19 protein-coding genes are annotated in these 16,236 nt (G+C 59.8%); 12 read left to right on the top strand and 7 right to left on the bottom strand.

The window, feature by feature from the left end; all coding sequences use genetic code 11:
- The first annotated feature begins 142 nt into the window (after nt 1–142).
- From phhA to ACCC96_RS15025, 6 genes are all read left to right on the top strand, one after another.
- Complete coding sequence (phhA, locus tag ACCC96_RS15050; RefSeq protein ID WP_018929945.1) at nt 143–928, top strand: phenylalanine 4-monooxygenase; 786 nt, start codon at nt 143–145, stop codon at nt 926–928.
- Nucleotides 929–1,032: 104 nt separating this feature from the next.
- Nucleotides 1,033–1,389: a 4a-hydroxytetrahydrobiopterin dehydratase gene (locus ACCC96_RS15045; protein ID WP_007938547.1), complete on the top strand. Its 357-nt coding sequence runs from the start codon at nt 1,033–1,035 to the stop codon at nt 1,387–1,389.
- The gene (locus tag ACCC96_RS15040; protein ID WP_413696209.1) at nt 1,389–2,582 is read left to right on the top strand and encodes an amino acid aminotransferase; all 1,194 of its coding nucleotides are present in this window, start codon (nt 1,389–1,391) and stop codon (nt 2,580–2,582) included. Before ACCC96_RS15045 ends, ACCC96_RS15040 begins: the two co-directional genes overlap by 1 nt.
- A gap of 314 nt (nt 2,583–2,896) precedes the next feature.
- Complete coding sequence (locus ACCC96_RS15035) at nt 2,897–3,028, top strand: hypothetical protein (RefSeq protein ID WP_007938543.1); 132 nt, start codon at nt 2,897–2,899, stop codon at nt 3,026–3,028.
- A gap of 75 nt (nt 3,029–3,103) precedes the next feature.
- Nucleotides 3,104–3,286 (top strand): hypothetical protein, encoded by a 183-nt coding sequence (locus tag ACCC96_RS15030; RefSeq protein WP_413696208.1) that lies wholly within the window; start codon nt 3,104–3,106, stop codon nt 3,284–3,286.
- Nucleotides 3,287–3,390: 104 nt separating this feature from the next.
- Nucleotides 3,391–4,590 (top strand): MFS transporter, encoded by a 1,200-nt coding sequence (locus ACCC96_RS15025; protein ID WP_413696207.1) that lies wholly within the window; start codon nt 3,391–3,393, stop codon nt 4,588–4,590.
- Here the strand turns inward: ACCC96_RS15025 and arfB are convergent.
- Entirely contained in the window at nt 4,587–5,000 is a 414-nt protein-coding gene (gene arfB, locus ACCC96_RS15020; RefSeq protein ID WP_007938537.1) for an alternative ribosome rescue aminoacyl-tRNA hydrolase ArfB, read from the bottom strand. The genes ACCC96_RS15025 and arfB overlap by 4 nt on opposite strands.
- Nucleotides 5,001–5,128: 128 nt before the next feature.
- A complete protein-coding gene (locus tag ACCC96_RS15015; RefSeq protein ID WP_413696206.1) occupies nt 5,129–6,541 on the bottom strand; it encodes an amino acid permease in 1,413 nt (470 codons plus the stop codon).
- A gap of 932 nt (nt 6,542–7,473) precedes the next feature.
- Here ACCC96_RS15015 and ACCC96_RS15010 point away from each other — a divergent pair.
- Together ACCC96_RS15010 and ACCC96_RS15005 are read left to right on the top strand one after the other, a co-directional pair.
- Nucleotides 7,474–7,611, top strand: a complete 138-nt coding sequence (locus ACCC96_RS15010) for a hypothetical protein (RefSeq protein ID WP_007938535.1) — start codon at nt 7,474–7,476, stop codon at nt 7,609–7,611.
- A gap of 67 nt (nt 7,612–7,678) precedes the next feature.
- Entirely contained in the window at nt 7,679–8,644 is a 966-nt protein-coding gene (locus ACCC96_RS15005) for a leucyl aminopeptidase (RefSeq protein ID WP_413696205.1), read from the top strand.
- Nucleotides 8,645–8,890: 246 nt separating this feature from the next.
- Here ACCC96_RS15005 and rluB read toward each other — a convergent pair whose 3' ends face one another.
- The 5 genes from rluB to ACCC96_RS14980 all read right to left on the bottom strand — a co-directional run bounded on the left by rluB (nt 8,891) and on the right by ACCC96_RS14980 (nt 13,792).
- Nucleotides 8,891–10,156, bottom strand: a complete 1,266-nt coding sequence (gene rluB, locus ACCC96_RS15000) for a 23S rRNA pseudouridine(2605) synthase RluB (RefSeq protein WP_018929938.1) — start codon at nt 10,154–10,156, stop codon at nt 8,891–8,893.
- A 306-nt stretch (nt 10,157–10,462) separates the two neighbouring features.
- On the bottom strand, nt 10,463–11,449 hold the full coding sequence (gene scpB, locus ACCC96_RS14995) for an SMC-Scp complex subunit ScpB (RefSeq protein ID WP_258670611.1): 987 nt from the start codon (nt 11,447–11,449) through the stop codon (nt 10,463–10,465).
- Between the two features lie 11 nt (nt 11,450–11,460).
- Nucleotides 11,461–12,219 carry a segregation and condensation protein A gene (locus ACCC96_RS14990; RefSeq protein ID WP_253548957.1) on the bottom strand — a complete coding sequence of 253 codons (759 nt, stop codon included), beginning with the start codon at nt 12,217–12,219 and terminating at the stop codon, nt 11,461–11,463.
- Nucleotides 12,220–12,285: 66 nt separating this feature from the next.
- Nucleotides 12,286–12,915 carry an L-threonylcarbamoyladenylate synthase gene (locus tag ACCC96_RS14985; RefSeq protein ID WP_007938530.1) on the bottom strand — a complete coding sequence of 210 codons (630 nt, stop codon included), beginning with the start codon at nt 12,913–12,915 and terminating at the stop codon, nt 12,286–12,288.
- 13 nt (nt 12,916–12,928) lie between these two features.
- A complete protein-coding gene (locus ACCC96_RS14980; RefSeq protein ID WP_413696204.1) occupies nt 12,929–13,792 on the bottom strand; it encodes a PHP domain-containing protein in 864 nt (287 codons plus the stop codon).
- A gap of 87 nt (nt 13,793–13,879) precedes the next feature.
- Between ACCC96_RS14980 and ACCC96_RS14975 the strand changes: the two genes are divergently transcribed.
- From ACCC96_RS14975 to ACCC96_RS14960, 4 genes are all read left to right on the top strand, one after another.
- Nucleotides 13,880–14,476, top strand: a complete 597-nt coding sequence (locus ACCC96_RS14975; protein ID WP_019648070.1) for a septation protein A — start codon at nt 13,880–13,882, stop codon at nt 14,474–14,476.
- Between the two features lies 1 nt (nt 14,477).
- A complete protein-coding gene (locus ACCC96_RS14970; RefSeq protein ID WP_019579534.1) occupies nt 14,478–14,777 on the top strand; it encodes a YciI family protein in 300 nt (99 codons plus the stop codon).
- A gap of 110 nt (nt 14,778–14,887) precedes the next feature.
- Nucleotides 14,888–15,301, top strand: coding sequence for a hypothetical protein (locus tag ACCC96_RS14965; RefSeq protein WP_064619574.1), 414 nt, complete (start codon nt 14,888–14,890; stop codon nt 15,299–15,301).
- 7 nt (nt 15,302–15,308) lie between these two features.
- Nucleotides 15,309–15,986: a response regulator transcription factor gene (locus ACCC96_RS14960; protein ID WP_008010984.1), complete on the top strand. Its 678-nt coding sequence runs from the start codon at nt 15,309–15,311 to the stop codon at nt 15,984–15,986.
- The last annotated feature ends 250 nt before the right edge of the window (nt 15,987–16,236 follow it).

Here is a 16,236-nt window from a genome sequence, read left to right as displayed (position 1 = left end):
ACCGTAACGAATACTTTACGAAAAGCATGGACTTTTCCTACATAAGGCGCGGATCACCTGCTGCAAAGTCGCACACCTTGGCGTATCTCTAATTCCAGAGCAGGACATAAAACAAGAACGTATCCCCTAGCAGGAGAGCAGCATGAAGCAGACGCAATACGTGGCTCGTGAGCCCGATGCGCAAGGTTTTATCGACTACCCCGCTGAAGAACACGCGGTGTGGAATACGCTGATTACTCGCCAACTGAAAGTGGTCGAGGGTCGTGCATGCCAGGAATACCTGGACGGTATTGAAAAACTCGGTCTGCCCCACGACCGCATTCCGCAACTCGGCGAAATCAACAAAGTCCTCGGTGAAACCACCGGCTGGCAAGTTGCCCGGGTGCCCGCGCTGATTCCCTTCCAGACCTTTTTCGAATTGCTGGCGAACAAGCAGTTTCCGGTGGCGACCTTTATTCGTACCCGCGAAGAGCTGGATTACCTGCAAGAGCCGGACATTTTCCACGAGATCTTCGGCCACTGCCCGTTGCTGACCAACCCCTGGTTCGCCGAATTCACCCACACCTACGGCAAACTCGGCCTACAGGCTTCCAAGGAAGAACGCGTGTACCTGGCGCGCCTGTACTGGATGACCATCGAATTCGGTCTGGTCGACACGCCGCAAGGCCTGCGCATCTATGGCGGCGGCATTCTGTCCTCGCCGAAAGAAACTGTTTACGCCCTGTCGGACGCACCTGAGCATCAGGCCTTCGACCCACTGGAATGCATGCGTACGCCTTATCGCATCGACATTCTGCAGCCGCTGTACTTTGTCCTGCCGAACCTCAAGCGCCTGTTCGATCTGGCCCACGAAGACATCATGGGCATGGTCAAACAAGGCATGCAGCTTGGGTTGCACGCACCGAAATTTCCGCCAAAAGCTGCGTGACCCGCAGCTTTTAGAATCAAGTGAGCCTGTCAGGAACCAGCGCTTTGGTTTAGCGTGGTGTCACTGACGGCCGATTTCCAATAATTCGATTTCAGGAACCCATCATGTCCACATTGAACCAAGCCCATTGCGAAGCCTGCCGCGCCGATGCCCCTCAGGTCAGCGACGAAGAACTGCCGATCCTGATCAAGCAGATCCCTGACTGGAACATCGAAGTGCGCGACAGCGTGATGCAGCTGGAAAAAGTTTTCCTGTTCAAAAACTTCAAACACGCGCTGGCGTTCACCAACGCCGTTGGCGAAATCTCCGAGGCCGAAGGTCACCACCCGGGTCTGCTGACCGAGTGGGGCAAAGTCACCGTGACCTGGTGGAGCCACTCCATCAAGGGCCTGCACCGCAACGACTTCATCATGGCCGCGCGCACTGACGAAGTAGCCAAAGACGCCGAGGGCCGCAAATAATGCATTTCGACGCCATCGGCCGAGTACCCGGCGACCCGATTCTCGGCCTGATGGAGGCCTATGCGCAGGACCCTAACCCGCGCAAGTTCGACCTTGGCGTGGGTGTCTACAAAGACGCCCAGGGCCTGACGCCAATCCCTGAAGCGGTGAAGCTTGCCGAGCAGCGCCTGGTGGATCGCCAGGCCACCAAGACCTACATCGGCGGCCACGGCGATGCAGCGTTCGGCAAAGTCATCAACGAGCTTGTGCTGGGTGCTGATTCGGCGCTGATCGCCGAGCAACGGGCCGGCGCCACTCAAACGCCGGGCGGCACCGGCGCACTGCGCTTGAGCGCCGACTTCATCGCCCAGTGCCTGCCGGGCCGTGGCGTGTGGCTGAGCAGCCCGACCTGGCCGATCCACGAAACGATTTTCGCGACGGCCGGGGTCAAGGTCAGTCACTACCCGTACGTGGGCAGCGATAACCGCCTCGATGTCGAAGCGATGCTCGCGGTGCTTAACCAAGCACCGAAGGGCGATGTGGTGCTGCTGCACGCCTGCTGCCACAACCCGACCGGTTTCGACCTGTCCCATGACGATTGGCGCCGGGTGCTGGACGTGGTGCGCAGTCGCGACTTGCTGCCTCTGATCGACTTCGCCTATCAGGGCTTCGGCGACGGCCTGGAGCAAGATGCCTGGTCGACCCGGCTGTTCGCCGCCGAGTTGCCGGAAGTGCTGATCACCAGTTCCTGCTCGAAGAACTTCGGCCTGTACCGCGACCGCACCGGCGCGCTGATTGTCTGCGCACAAACCGCCGACAAGCTGGTGGACATCCGCAGCCAATTGGCCAACATCGCCCGCAACCTATGGTCGACACCGCCGGATCACGGCGCCGCCGTGGTCGCGACCATCCTTGGCGATCCAGAGCTGAAAAGCCGCTGGGCCGACGAAGTGGAAGCCATGCGTCTGCGCATCGCTCAGCTGCGCAGTGGCCTGGTCGAAGCGCTCGAACCCCACGGGTTGCGCGAGCGGTTTGCGCACATTGGCGTGCAACGCGGGATGTTTTCCTACACCGGTTTGTCGCCGGAGCAGGTCAAGCAACTGCGCGAGCATCACAGCGTGTACATGGTCAGCTCGGGCCGGGCGAACGTGGCGGGGATCGATGCGACACGCCTGGACCTGCTGGCCGAGGCCATCGCTGACGTCTGCAAGTAACACGATGCAATGGCGAGCTCCCTGTGGCGAGGGAGCTTGCTCCCGCTCGAGCGCGTAGCGGTCGCAAAAAACTGCAACCGAGTTCTAACGCAAAGAACCCATTACCTGCATTGGGGCCGCTCAGCGACCCAGCGGGAGCAAGCTCCCTCGCCACAGTAGGTCTTCGCCTCCTGCTGACCTGTCTAGACAATCCCATCCGTCGTAACAAATGGATATAAAATCTATTTGTCATTTTTCCTGCTGTATCCTGCCCAGGCTTTTTAAAAGCGCGGATCTACCAGATCTATCAACAGACTTAGCGAGGAGCGCGAAACATGCACGAGATCCCTAATCTCCCCTTCCCAAGCCTGCACGAAACTGAGCAGACAACCACGCAACAAGCCGGCGCCCAACAGCCCGAGCCGAAAGAAGCACCTGAACGCCGCCAGGCCGACAGAGAAGACTGATACACCTGCAATGCCAGACCGTGTGGAAAGCGCTAACATGCGCTTTCCACACTGCCTGAACCGCGAGCCCGCACCATGAGCGATGATTTCACTGAAGCCCAGGCCAGCGTCCTGATCGGCACCGCCGAGAAGATGATCGAGATCTGGAATCGCCTTTCCCCCGAGAAACAAGCCGCCCTGCTGGCCCGCTTCGGCAGCGAAGAAAATGCCCTGGCCGCCCTGGTCACGACGCAACTGGTCGCCCCCGCAAAACCCTGATTCATCCCGTTCGGCAATTAGTTTTACTTTTTCACGCCCCGCGACCGTCCACGCCGCTATCATAAGCAGCCTATCTATCCTGCTGCCCCGTGGACCTTTTACCCATGTCTGAAACCCAGCGCCCCCTGGCGGTCACGCTGCAAGTCGTTTCCATCGTCCTGTTCACTTTCATCGGTTACCTCAATATCGGTATTCCCCTGGCCGTATTGCCGGGCTACGTCCACAGCGACCTCGGCTTCGGCGCGGTGATCGCCGGGCTGGTGATCAGCGTGCAATACCTGGCCACCCTCCTCAGCCGGCCTTACGCCGGGCGCATCATCGATAACAAGGGCAGCAAACTGGCGGTGATGTATGGCCTCGCTGGCTGTGGTTTGAGCGGTGTGTTCATGCTGATTTCGGCCTGGACGCAAAGCCTGCCGATACTGAGTTTGATCAGCCTGTTGATTGGCCGCCTGATACTCGGAAGCGCGGAAAGCCTGGTCGGCTCCGGGTCGATCGGCTGGGGCATCGGTCGGGTCGGCGCAGCGAACACCGCCAAGGTCATCTCCTGGAACGGCATCGCCAGTTACGGCGCGTTGGCGGTCGGCGCACCGCTGGGGGTGCTGCTGGTGAGTCAATTGGGTTTGTGGAGCATGGGCGTGAGCATCGTGCTGCTGGCCGTGCTGGGCGTGGCGCTGGCCTGGCCGAAAACCGCGGCGCCGATTGTCGCCGGTGAGCGTTTGCCGTTCATGCATGTGCTGGGACGGGTGTTCCCTCATGGCTGCGGCCTGGCACTGGGCTCCATCGGCTTTGGCACCATCGCGACCTTCATCACCCTGTATTACGCCACTCAGCATTGGTCCAACGCGGTGCTGTCCCTGAGTTTGTTCGGCGCCAGTTTCATTGGCGCACGGTTGCTGTTCGGCAATCTGATCAACCGCCTCGGCGGCTTTCGCGTGGCGATTGCCTGCCTCTCGGTGGAAACCCTCGGGCTGTTGCTGCTGTGGCTGGCGCCAGATGCTCATTGGGCACTGGCCGGTGCGGCGCTGAGCGGTTTCGGCTTTTCGCTGGTGTTCCCGGCCTTGGGCGTGGAAGCGGTCAATCTGGTGCCGGCCTCCAGCCGTGGCGCAGCCGTTGGGGCCTATTCGCTGTTTATCGATTTGTCACTGGGGATTACCGGACCGCTGGCGGGTGCGATTGCTGCAGGATTTGGTTTTGCCTCGATCTTCCTGTTTGCCGCCCTCGCCGCTTTGAGCGGATTGATGTTGAGCGTTTACTTGTACCGGCAGGCACCCAAGTATCGGGAAGAGCGTGAGGCCCGCTAAAAATCCACCTTGCCCCGCCCGGCCTTGATGCTACCGCGCTTGGTCTTGGATTCGAGCCGACGCTTTTTCGAGCCCAGAGTCGGCTTGGTCGGGCGGCGTTTCTTTTCCACTTTGGTAGCGCTGAGGATCAACTCGGTCAGACGCTCCAGCGCGTCGGCGCGGTTCTGCTCCTGCGTGCGGTATTGCTGGGCCTTGATGATCAACACCCCTTCGCTGGTGATGCGACTGTCGCGCAACGCCAGCAGCCGTTCCTTGTAAAACTCGGGCAGGGACGAGGCCGGAATGTCGAAGCGCAGGTGCACCGCACTGGAAACCTTGTTGACGTTCTGCCCTCCGGCGCCCTGGGCGCGAATGGCTGTCAACTCGATCTCGGCATCCGGCAGATGCACGTTGTTGGAAATCACCAGCATGGAAAAGCGTCCGTATTCAGAGCGCGCAGGATACCGCGAATAGACAGAAGGAATACGCTCCCACAGGTATTGCATCGCCCACAAAAAACCCGGCGCATTGGCCGGGTTTGGTGTTTCTGCGCGTTGCGTTATTTCACCGCAACCTGCAACGCCTGCTGGGCGCTGCGCTTGTTCTTGATGCCGTAGCAGATCCACATGAACGCGACCCACACCGGAATCGCATACACCGAGACCTGGATGCCCGGAATCAGCAGCATCACGCCGAGAATGAACACTACGAACGCCAGGCAGATGTAGTTGCCGTACGGGTACCACAGGGCCTTGAACAGCGGCGTCTGCTTGGTGTTGTTCATGTGCTGGCGGAACTTGAAGTGCGAGAAGCTGATCATCGCCCAGTTGATCACCAGGGTCGCAACCACCAACGACATCAACAGTTCCAGCGCGTTTTGCGGGATCAGGTAGTTCAGCAACACCGCGATCAACGTCACAGCAGCCGACGCCAGGATCGAACGTACCGGCACACCACGCTTATCGATCTTCGACAAGGCTTTCGGCGCATCGCCCTGCTCGGCCATGCCCAGCAGCATGCGGCTGTTGCAATAGGTGCCGCTGTTGTACACCGACAGCGCCGCGGTCAGGACCACGAAGTTGAGGATGTGCGCGGCGGTGTTGCTGCCGAGCATCGAGAACACCTGCACGAACGGGCTGCCGCTATAGGCATCGCCAGACGCATTCAGCGTCGTCAGCAGGCTGTCCCAAGGGGTCAGCGACAACAGGACCACCAGCGCACCGATGTAGAAAATCAGGATCCGGTAGATCACCTGGTTGATGGCTTTCGGGATCACGGTTTTCGGTTTGTCGGCTTCAGCGGCGGTGAAACCGAGCATTTCCAGGCCACCGAAGGAGAACATGATGATCGCCATGGCCATCACCAGGCCGCTGACACCGTTCGGGAAGAAGCCACCGTGGGACCACAGGTTGGTTACCGAGGCTTGCGGGCCGCCGTGGCCACTGACCAGCAGATAGCTACCCAAAGCAATCATGCCAACGATCGCCACGACCTTGATGATCGCGAACCAGAACTCGGCCTCGCCGAAGACTTTGACGTTGGCCAGGTTGATCGCGTTGATCAGCACGAAGAACGCGGCAGCGGAGACCCAGGTCGGGATATCCGGCGCCCAGTAGTGGATGTATTTGCCGACCGCGGTCAGCTCCGACATACCCACCAGGATGTACAGAATCCAGCAGTTCCAGCCCGACAGGAAACCGGCAAAACCGCCCCAGTATTTGTGTGCGAAGTGGCTGAAGGAACCGGCTACCGGCTCTTCGACGATCATTTCGCCCAGTTGGCGCATGATCATGAAGGCGATGAAGCCGCAGATGGCGTAGCCGAGAATCATCGACGGGCCGGCGGATTTCAGCACGCCGGCCGAGCCGAGGAACAACCCGGTACCGATCGCGCCACCGAGGGCGATCAGTTGAATATGGCGATTTTTCAGGCCGCGTTTCAGCTCGCCTGAATGCGAGTTTTGTCCACTCATGAAAAGGGTCTCACGCAAGGTTTGATGATGTTCAGTAGACGTTGCTGCAAGGTGCAGATTTCAAGCAGCGCCGATCAAACCCCAGCGCAGGCACCAGGAGTTCAGCGTTTTTACGACAGTCATGCGTCACCTGTTTGTTTTTATCTGTGACGAAATCGAACCCGACACGCTCGTGACGCGGCGGAGTGAACAAGGCGGATAGCCTTGAGATTTGCGCTGTTGCGCAGAGGGTCACAGTTAAAACGCGGCGCATTGTACACCTGTAACCCCCTGCTGCCAGACACCGCTGGATCAGCGCGTCGGTTGCCGGGATTGCCTGTGTCCGCCTCGAGGGTCTCGGGCGGCTGCAAAAATTGAGTCAGACCTTTGCAGGTCTTCGACGGGGGCAGCGGAAAAATCGCCCCACGGAGAGAGATGGAGATGAGTCACGGCGTTCATTGCGCCTCCTTCTTGTTATGCACCTGCACGACAGGCATGGGGCGCATCTCACCTTTCAATCGAGGCCGAGACAAGCGCGCCAGAGCCCTTGAACAGCGCCATCGCGGCGGCGGACGGCAGGTTTTCCTTACAGCCCTTTCCACAGCGACATTCCATGGGGTTTGAGCGCGCTTTTCGTAAGGATTTATTTACAGCGCGTAACGCATGCTTTCCAAATCAGATCCAGAGAGCCGTCGACTGTAAATTGACGATAGGAAGCTTCCTAAGGAGTTTTCCGACTTAGTTTTCTGTTTTTTATTAGGAAATTTACTTTTTGAAAAATGGAATAATTAGTTCAAATGAAAATTGTTTAATTATTTTTTTGCAATTCAAAAACCTGTGAACTAGGTTTTCAACGACTTGCCGAGCCGCATCGACCGGCAAGTTGACGCGCTCTTCAATGAATGAAAAACGCGCCGCTGTTCTTACCGAAAAAGTCATTCAGGAGATTCACCATGCAAGCACTGGACAAAGACTTGGATACTGAACTGCAACTGGACGATTGGTTTGAAGCACCGACCCATGAAGCCGCCGTTGAAATGATGCAAGCCGACGCGGTTGTTCCGTTCGGCACGGCGATGTGGCCTCTGTAAGACATCCCGGCGGGCATGATCCGGCCGGTCGTGCCCGCCACTTACCAGGTTTGTCAGGGAGGACTCCATGGATAAGCAGCGCGCCATCTCGCATTTCCTTTACTACCTCGAACATCACCCTGCCGTTGCCGGCATCAACCCGGCGAAGGTCTTGCTTGGCCATACCGCTGACTACGAGGCGCTGACCGGCGCCATTGCCGAACAGACCGGCAACAGCCCACGGTTCAGCTTCAGCGCAATGCGCCTGGACCTCGAACCCACCGAATTGCTGGCCCAGACGATTGCCGACAGCGATCTGTACATTTTCTTCTACGACTCTTCTACCCTGCCAAACCCGCGTCCCGACGGCCCGGACTTTGTCCGCGCGCTGCAAGGCGTGATGGCGGAAAACTGGAAGAAGTCGCTGCTGTTCAAGGATTACGGCGATTATTTCTACGACACGTTCAGTGTCACCCCACAGCGGATTGCCGGGTTGAACAGCCACCTGATCCAGCGCATGTCCCAGGCCACCACTTTAAGTTTCAAAGATGATCATGGCTCGTGGTTCGAAACACCGTTGAGCAGTATCAAGAAGTGGACCGACATCAATGGTGTCGGCAACTTCGACCTGGCGCCCGGCGAGATTGCCACCCATAGCGAGGCGATAAATGGCCGAGTGAAGTTCATGGGGACGTTCCTCAGCACGATTCCGTTTGCCCGCAAGTACGGCGTACTCGCGTCACCACTGGAGTTGTGGATCGAGAACTCGACCATCAGCAAAATCGCCACCGATGTGCCGGGACTGGAACATGACTTCAACAAGTACCTGGACGCCAATCCATCCAACCGGCGCATCGAGGAGTTGGGGATCGGCACCAACGAAGGTGTGAAAGAGTTGTATGCGCGCAATGCCGGCTTCGAAGAGCGCCATTGCGGTTTGCACTTGGGGTTGGGTGGAGGCGCCAAGGGCAGCCATCATCTGGACCTGATCTTCTCTGGCGGCGTGTTGGCGCTGGATGATGAGCCGGTGTTTGATGGGCGGTTTGTTTTCTGAGCAACACCGGCCCCTGTGGCGAGGGAGCTTGCTCCCGCCGGCCGATCCGCGCCCGGGCGCAGCAGCCGCAAAACCTGCCGACGCGGTTACCTGACATAACGAGGTGAATGGGTTTTGGGGCCGCTTCGCGACCCAGCGGGAGCAAGCTCCCTCGCCACAACGCCACCTGCATATTGAAAACCGGTTCTGCCAGGCACAAAAAAACGCCATCCCGAGGGATGGCGTTTTTCATGGGGCGCTTACCGATTACTCAGGCTTGCGACGACCGAAGCCCGGACGCTGGCCGGAGCCGGCGGGTGCGCCGCGGCGCTTGCCCGATGGCGCGTCCTTGTCGACCAGCACAATGCCTGGGCGTTTCTTCGGCGCTGGCTTGGCCGGGCGCTTGGTGTCGGCCGGGCGGTCTGCCACCGGCGTACCGCGACCGGCAGGCGCACCGCGATCGCTACGACCACCGGACGGAGCGCCACGGCCTTCGCCGCGCTCAGTACGACCGTTGGCCGGACGTGGCGTGCGTGGACCGCGCTCGCCGTCCTGGCGTGGCGCTGGCTTGCGGGCCGGGCGCTCGCCTTCGATCTGCGGCTCGCGAGATGGACGCGGGCCGGCAGCTGGAGCGCCAGCGGCTGGACGCAGGGTCCGTACGCGTTCGGTCTTGCCCACCGGGCGGGACGATTTGCGCTGCATACGCTCGAGCTTGTCTTTGCTCTTGGCGTTCATTTGCGGCATCGCCACCGGCGTCAGGCCGACTTCAGCACTCAGAATGTCGACTTCCTGTTGGCTCATTTCGCGCCAGCGACCCATCGGCAGATCGGAGTTGAGGAACACCGGACCGAAACGCACGCGCTTCAGACGGCTGACCACCAGGCCCTGGGACTCCCACAGACGACGAACTTCGCGGTTACGACCTTCCATCACCACGCAGTGGTACCAGTGGTTGAAACCTTCGCCACCTGGTGCCTGCTTGATGTCGGTGAATTTGGCCGGGCCGTCTTCGAGCACCACACCTGCCTTCAGACGCTCGATCATCTCGTCGTCGACTTCGCCACGTACACGGACCGCGTATTCACGGTCCATTTCGTAGGACGGGTGCATCAGGCGGTTGGCCAGCTCACCGTCGGTGGTGAACATCAGCAGACCTGTGGTGTTGATGTCCAGGCGACCGATGTTGATCCAGCGACCTTCTTTCGGGCGCGGCATCTTGTCGAACACGGTCGGACGGCCTTCCGGGTCGTCACGGGTGCAGATTTCACCGTCGGGTTTGTTGTACATGATCACGCGGCGTACCGACTCGGCAGCTTCTTCGCGCTTGATCACCTTGCCATCGATGGTGATGGCGTCATGCAGGTCGACGCGCAGGCCAAGGGTGGCGTCTTTGCCATTGACCTTGATGCGGCCGTGGCTGATCCAGGCTTCTACGTCACGGCGCGAGCCGACGCCGATACGGGCGAGGACTTTCTGCAGTTTTTCGCCTGCTGGGCCGATTTCCTGGTCGTCTTTCTGGTCGTTGATACTCATCTGGGCACCTCCCGGTGTGATCAAGTTCAGGCCTTGGCCTGAAGATGTGAAATCTGGTCGTTTGACGAAGGGATCGTCAAAGGGTCGCGAATCATACGCTCATGGAAGCGTTCGCGCATCAGAGACTAGCTGATCGACCGTCGGTTATTGGTTTTTCCGCCGGCCGGTGGTGGATGGAGGAACAAGATCAAAAGATCGCAGCCTCGTTTCACTCGACAGCTCCTACAGGATCGATGTACGCCGAAATATCGCGGGTAAATACCGCCTCCGTAGGAGCTGCCGCAGGCTGCGATCTTTTGGCGGACTTCAATCCTCGAACTGGCGGCGTTCGGCCTCGATCGCTTCGGCCAGGGCCCGGGCTTCGGCTTCTTCATCGCTGAGTTCAGGTTCAGGTTTGGGTTGTTCAAGCGCGGCAACCGCGGCCAGCAGTTTCTCGCGAGCCTCGGCAACGCCAAGAATGTCATCCTCAAGCTCTGGTTCCTGTTCTTCTTCGTCAGCAACTGACGCCTCAACCTGAAGCTCTAGCTCGACTTCCGGCTCCGGCTGCTCCGATACCTCTTCAGTCTCGGTCAACTCGCCATCGCGCAGCAAATCGTCGAAATCAGTCTTGAGCCCCTCCTCCATGGTGTCCAGCTCCAGCAACAGCGTGTGGAAGCTGGTTTCTTCCTTGGGCTCTTCCGGCTCGGCGCTGGCATCCGCCAATTCTTGTAACCCGGCCGGCACCGGTGCGTCGTCGAACTCGAGCATCGGCTCGGGCTCCAGCTCGCGCAGCTCGGCCAGCGGCGGCAGGTCGTCGAGGTTCTTCAGGTTGAAGTGATCGAGAAACGCCTTGGTGGTGGCGAACATTGCCGGTTTGCCGGGCACGTCGCGGTAACCGACGATGCGGATCCACTCACGCTCCAGCAGGGTTTTGACGATGTGGCTGTTGACCGCCACGCCGCGCACGTCTTCGATCTCGCCCCGGGTGATCGGTTGGCGATAGGCGATCAGGGCCATGGTTTCGAGCATGGCGCGCGAGTAGCGCTGCGGCCGTTCTTCCCACAGGCGCCCGACCCATGGCGCGAACTTTTCGCGGATCTGCAGGCGATACCCGGAGGCGACTTCCTTCAGTTCGAAGGCTCGGCCGTCGCAGGATTTGCCCAGAATCGTCAGCGCTTTCTTGAAAACCGCTGGTTCGGGCCGCTCGCCTTCTTCGAAGAGTTCGAACAGGCGCTCAAGCGATTGCGGTTTTCCCGAGGCCAACAGAAAGGCTTCAAGCAGTGGCGCCAGCTCGCGGGGTTCAGTCAGGTTCATGATTCAACTCGTTATTCGGCTCGGGCTCGCACATGTATCGCCGCGAACGGCTCATTCTGCACCAGCTCGACCAAGGATTCCTTGACCAGTTCGAGGATCGCCATAAAGGTCACCACTACCCCCAGACGCCCTTCTTCAGCGGTGAACAGCTCGACAAAGGGCACGAAACCGCCGCCCTTGAGCCGCTCCAGTACATCGCTCATGCGTTCGCGGGTGGACAGTGCCTCGCGGCTGACCTGGTGGCTTTCGAACATGTCGCCCCGGCGCAAGACCTCGGCCATGGACATCAGCAACTCTTCCAGACTCACGTCCGGCAGCAGCTTGCGCGCCCGGGCTTCCGGCGCGTCGAGCTTGGGCACCACGACATCGCGGCCGACGCGGCTCAGGCCATCGATGCCTTCGGCGGCGGCCTTGAAGCGTTCGTATTCCTGCAAGCGGCGGATCAGTTCGGCGCGAGGGTCGTCTTCCTCGTCTTCAATGGTTTCGGCTCGCGGCAGCAGCATCCGCGACTTGATCTCGGCGAGCATCGCGGCCATCACCAGGTACTCGGCGGCCAGTTCCAGGCGCACCGACTGCATCAACTCGACATAGCCCATGTACTGGCGGGTGATTTCCGCCACCGGGATGTCGAGGATATTGATGTTCTGTTTGCGGATCAGGTACAGGAGCAGGTCGAGCGGGCCTTCGAAGGCTTCCAGAAAGACCTCGAGCGCATCCGGCGGGATGTACAGGTCCAGCGGCATTTCCATGACCGCCTGGCCATAGACCATGGCGAAAGGCAGTTCTTGCTGGGCGCCGGCCTGGCTGTCTACGGGTTCTGGTTCTACTGCAGACATCTACGCCTCGGCCATGAATGGCGTTGGGTCGCCGCAACCGACACGGATGACTTCCGGCTCGCCGTCGGCGAGGTTGATCACGGTGGACGCCTTGATCCCGCCGAAACCGCCGTCGATGATCAGGTCCACCTGATGCTCCAGCAACTGGCGCATTTCGTAGGGATCGGTCAGCGGGTCGGTGTCGCCGGGCATGATCAGGGTCACGCTCATCAGCGGTTCGCCGAGTTCTTCCAGCAGCGCCAACGCAATCGGATGGCTCGGCACGCGCAGGCCGATAGTGCGTTTTTTCGGGTGCAGCAACAGCCGCGGGACTTCACGGGTAGCGTTGAGAATGAATGTGTAAGGCCCTGGCAAATGGGCCTTGAGCAAACGGAAGGTGCCAGTGTCGATCTTGGCAAATAGCCCCAACTGCGACAGGTCGCTGCAGATCAGCGCGAAGTTGTGCTTCTCATCCAGCTGACGCAAACGACGCACACGCTCCACGGCGGTCTTGTCACCGATCTGGCAACCAATGGCGTAGGAAGAGTCTGTGGGATAAATCACCACCCCGCCGTTGCGGATGATCTCGACAGCCTGTTTGATCAGGCGCGCTTGCGGGTTTTCCGGATGAATCTGGAAAAATTGACTCACATTCTCTACCTGTTCAGACGGCGGCAATAATTGGGTCATGTTTGAATCGACACCACAGTGGTGGCAGATCCTCCGGGAGCGGGCGGTATTCACCGATCTCGGACCAGCCTCCAGGGCCATGAAAATCACTGCCGGCGCTGACCAGCAGACCAAACTCACGGGCAAGAATCGCCAGGCTGCCCACTTGCTCGGCGGGCTGATGGCCATTGACCACTTCAATCGCGTGGCCCCCGGCTTGAATATAGTCAGAAATCAGGCGGCGACGCTTGCTGCGAGTGAAATCGTAGTGCCAGGGGTGCGCCAGGCTGACCCAGGCACCCGCGGCGCGCAGGGTCTCGACAGTGTCTTCGAGGGTCGGCCAGTGTAGTTTGACGTCCCCCAGCTTGCCTGCACCCAGCCATTTGCGGAACGCTTCGGCGCGATCCTTGACGAAACCTTCGCGCACCATCCAGTCGGCGAAGTGCGGACGGGCCGGCGCGTTGCCGCTGTCGCCCAGCTCCTGCTGAATGGAGCGAGCGCCGTCAAGCGCCCCCGGCATGCCTTTCAACGCCAACTTGCGGCTTATTTCTTCGGACCGTAGCCAGCGGCCATCGTGCAATTTGGCGATGGCCTCGACCAATGGCGCGGCATTGACATCGAAACCGTAGCCCAGCACATGAATGGTCGCCCCGCCCCAGGTGCAGGACAATTCGACGCCGTTGACCAGTTGCATCCCCAGCGCCGTCGCGGCGCTACGGGCCTCGTCGAGGCCTTCAAGGGTGTCGTGATCAGTCAAGGCCAGGACTCGCACGCCTTTCTCGAACGCACGCGCAACCAGTGCCGCAGGCGCCAGGGCGCCATCGGAGGCCGTGCTATGGCAGTGCAAATCAACATTCACAGGACTATGTAACCTCAAATCAGCGGACGCTATCGCGCGTCAATATGTTTGTTATTATGCCGCCACATCCTGCTTCTGGCTGCCACTGTGAAACAATTCATCGACTTCATCCCGCTTCTGCTGTTTTTCATCGTCTTCAAAATCGACCCGCGGGTCGTCGACATTGGCGGTCATCAACTGTCTGTCGGTGGTATTTACAGCGCCACCGCGATGCTGATCATCAGCTCCCTGGTGGTCTACGGCACGCTGTACATCAAGCAGCGCAAGCTGGAGAAAAGCCAGTGGCTGACCCTCATTGCCTGCCTGGTCTTCGGCAGCCTGACCCTGGCGTTCCACAGCGAGACCTTCCTCAAATGGAAAGCCCCGGTGGTCAACTGGCTGTTCGCCCTCGCGTTCATCGGCAGCCACTTTGTCGGTGACCAACTGCTGATCAAACGCATCATGGGCCACGCGCTGACCCTGCCGGAGCCGGTCTGGACCCGTCTGAACATCGCCTGGATCGTTTTTTTCCTGTTTTGCGGTGCCGCCAACCTGTTCGTCGCGTTCACCTTCCAGAGCTACTGGGTAGACTTCAAGGTCTTCGGCAGCCTGGGCATGACTTTGCTGTTCCTGGTCGGCCAGGGCATCTACCTGTCCCGCCACCTGCACGACGCCGACACCACAACGCCAAAAACCGAGGACTGACATGCTTTACGCAATCATTGCCACAGACGTCGCCAACTCCCTGGAAGCCCGACTGGCCGCACGGCCTGCGCACCTTGAGCGTCTGCAAGTGCTCAAAGGCGAAGGTCGTATCGTATTGGCCGGTCCACACCCGGCAGTCGACAGCAATGATCCGGGCGCGGCCGGTTTCACTGGCAGCCTGATCGTCGCCGAATTCGAGTCCCTGAGCGCCGCCAAGGCCTGGGCCGACGCCGATCCGTATGTTGCCGCAGGCGTCTACGCCAATGTTCTGGTCAAGCCGTTCAAGCAAGTCCTGCCGTAAAGTTCTCGCGTGCGGTGAATCTCATTGATTCATCGCACGTTCAATCGCTCATTATTCTCGTTTACCGGCCGACAACCTGCCCAATACTCGTATTGGAATCAGGAGTTGCGATGCGCAAAGGTCCGTTGTGTCTGATGTTGGTGACGTTGTCGATCATGGCGCCCGCCCATGGTGAAGAAAGCGCCAATGGCGGTAATTCGACGCCGCTGTCCTTGAGCGCCGGCAGCCAGATCACCGAGTTGCAGCAGCGCTTGAAAGAAAGCGAGCAGCAACGAGAAACACTGAGCAAACAATTGCAAACCACCGATGGCGAACGCGAAAGCGCCCAGCTGAGCCGGTTGCGCCAGGAGAATCAGCGCCTGAAGCTGCAACTCAAGGAAACCCTGGCCAGCAGCCCGCTACCGCGCCTGCTGACCGATCAGCAGCAGTGGTTCGTTATTGGGGCCGCAGTAGCGCTATTGGCCCTGCTCTGCGGTATCTTCGCCAGTGGTGCCACCAGAAAACGTAGGCAATGGCTAAATTGAGTGAGTCATGAGCGAGCTGTTACTAATTGATGATGACCAGGAGCTGTGTGAGCTCCTGAGCAGTTGGCTGAGCCAGGAAGGCTTTCAGGTTCGCGCCTGCCACGATGGCCAGAGCGCCCGTCGCGCGTTGGCCGAAACGTCTCCGGCGGCCGTGGTGCTGGACGTGATGCTGCCGGACGGCAGCGGCCTGGAATTGCTCAAGCAACTGCGTAGCGACCATCCGGATTTGCCGGTGCTGATGCTGTCGGCCCGTGGCGAACCGCTGGACCGCATCCTCGGCCTGGAACTGGGCGCCGACGATTATCTGGCCAAGCCGTGCGACCCACGGGAACTGACCGCCCGCCTGCGCGCGGTGTTGCGCCGCAGTCATCCGACGGCGGTCTCCAGCCAGCTCGAGCTGGGCGACCTGTGCTTCAGCCCGGTGCGCGGGGTGGTCAGCATCGATGAACAGGAATTCACCCTCACCGTTTCCGAAAGCCGCCTGCTCGAAGCCCTGCTCAAGCAGCCCGGCGAACCGCTGGATAAGCAGGAACTGGCGCAAATCGCCCTCGGTCGCAAACTGACCCTGTACGACCGCAGCCTGGACATGCACGTCAGCAACCTGCGCAAAAAAATCGGCCCACACCCCGACGGCCGTCCGCGCATCGTGGCCCTGCGCAGTCGCGGTTACTACTACAGCCTGTAAGAACCGAGAAAGAACCGAATAACAGCAACCTGTGGCGAGGGAGCTTGCTCCCGCTGGGCTGCGAAGCGGCCCCACTCTTTACCTAAAAAGAAGGGGACTGCTGCGCAGTCCAGCGGGAGCAAGCTCCCTCGCCACAGTCTGGTGCCTGCATCTGGAATTTTGTCAGGAAGGCAGAAAGCCGTCTTTACCCAAGCTTTACGCTCCGCTGACCGCCGTTGACCTTGATCTGCGTAATCTGCACACATCCGGA

Origin of the sequence: Pseudomonas sp. Pseusp11, from assembly GCF_047304405.1 — a bacterium.
In the GTDB taxonomy this organism is placed as follows: Bacteria; Pseudomonadota; Gammaproteobacteria; order Pseudomonadales; family Pseudomonadaceae; genus Aquipseudomonas.
This window is presented reverse-complemented; position numbering and strand designations above follow the sequence as displayed.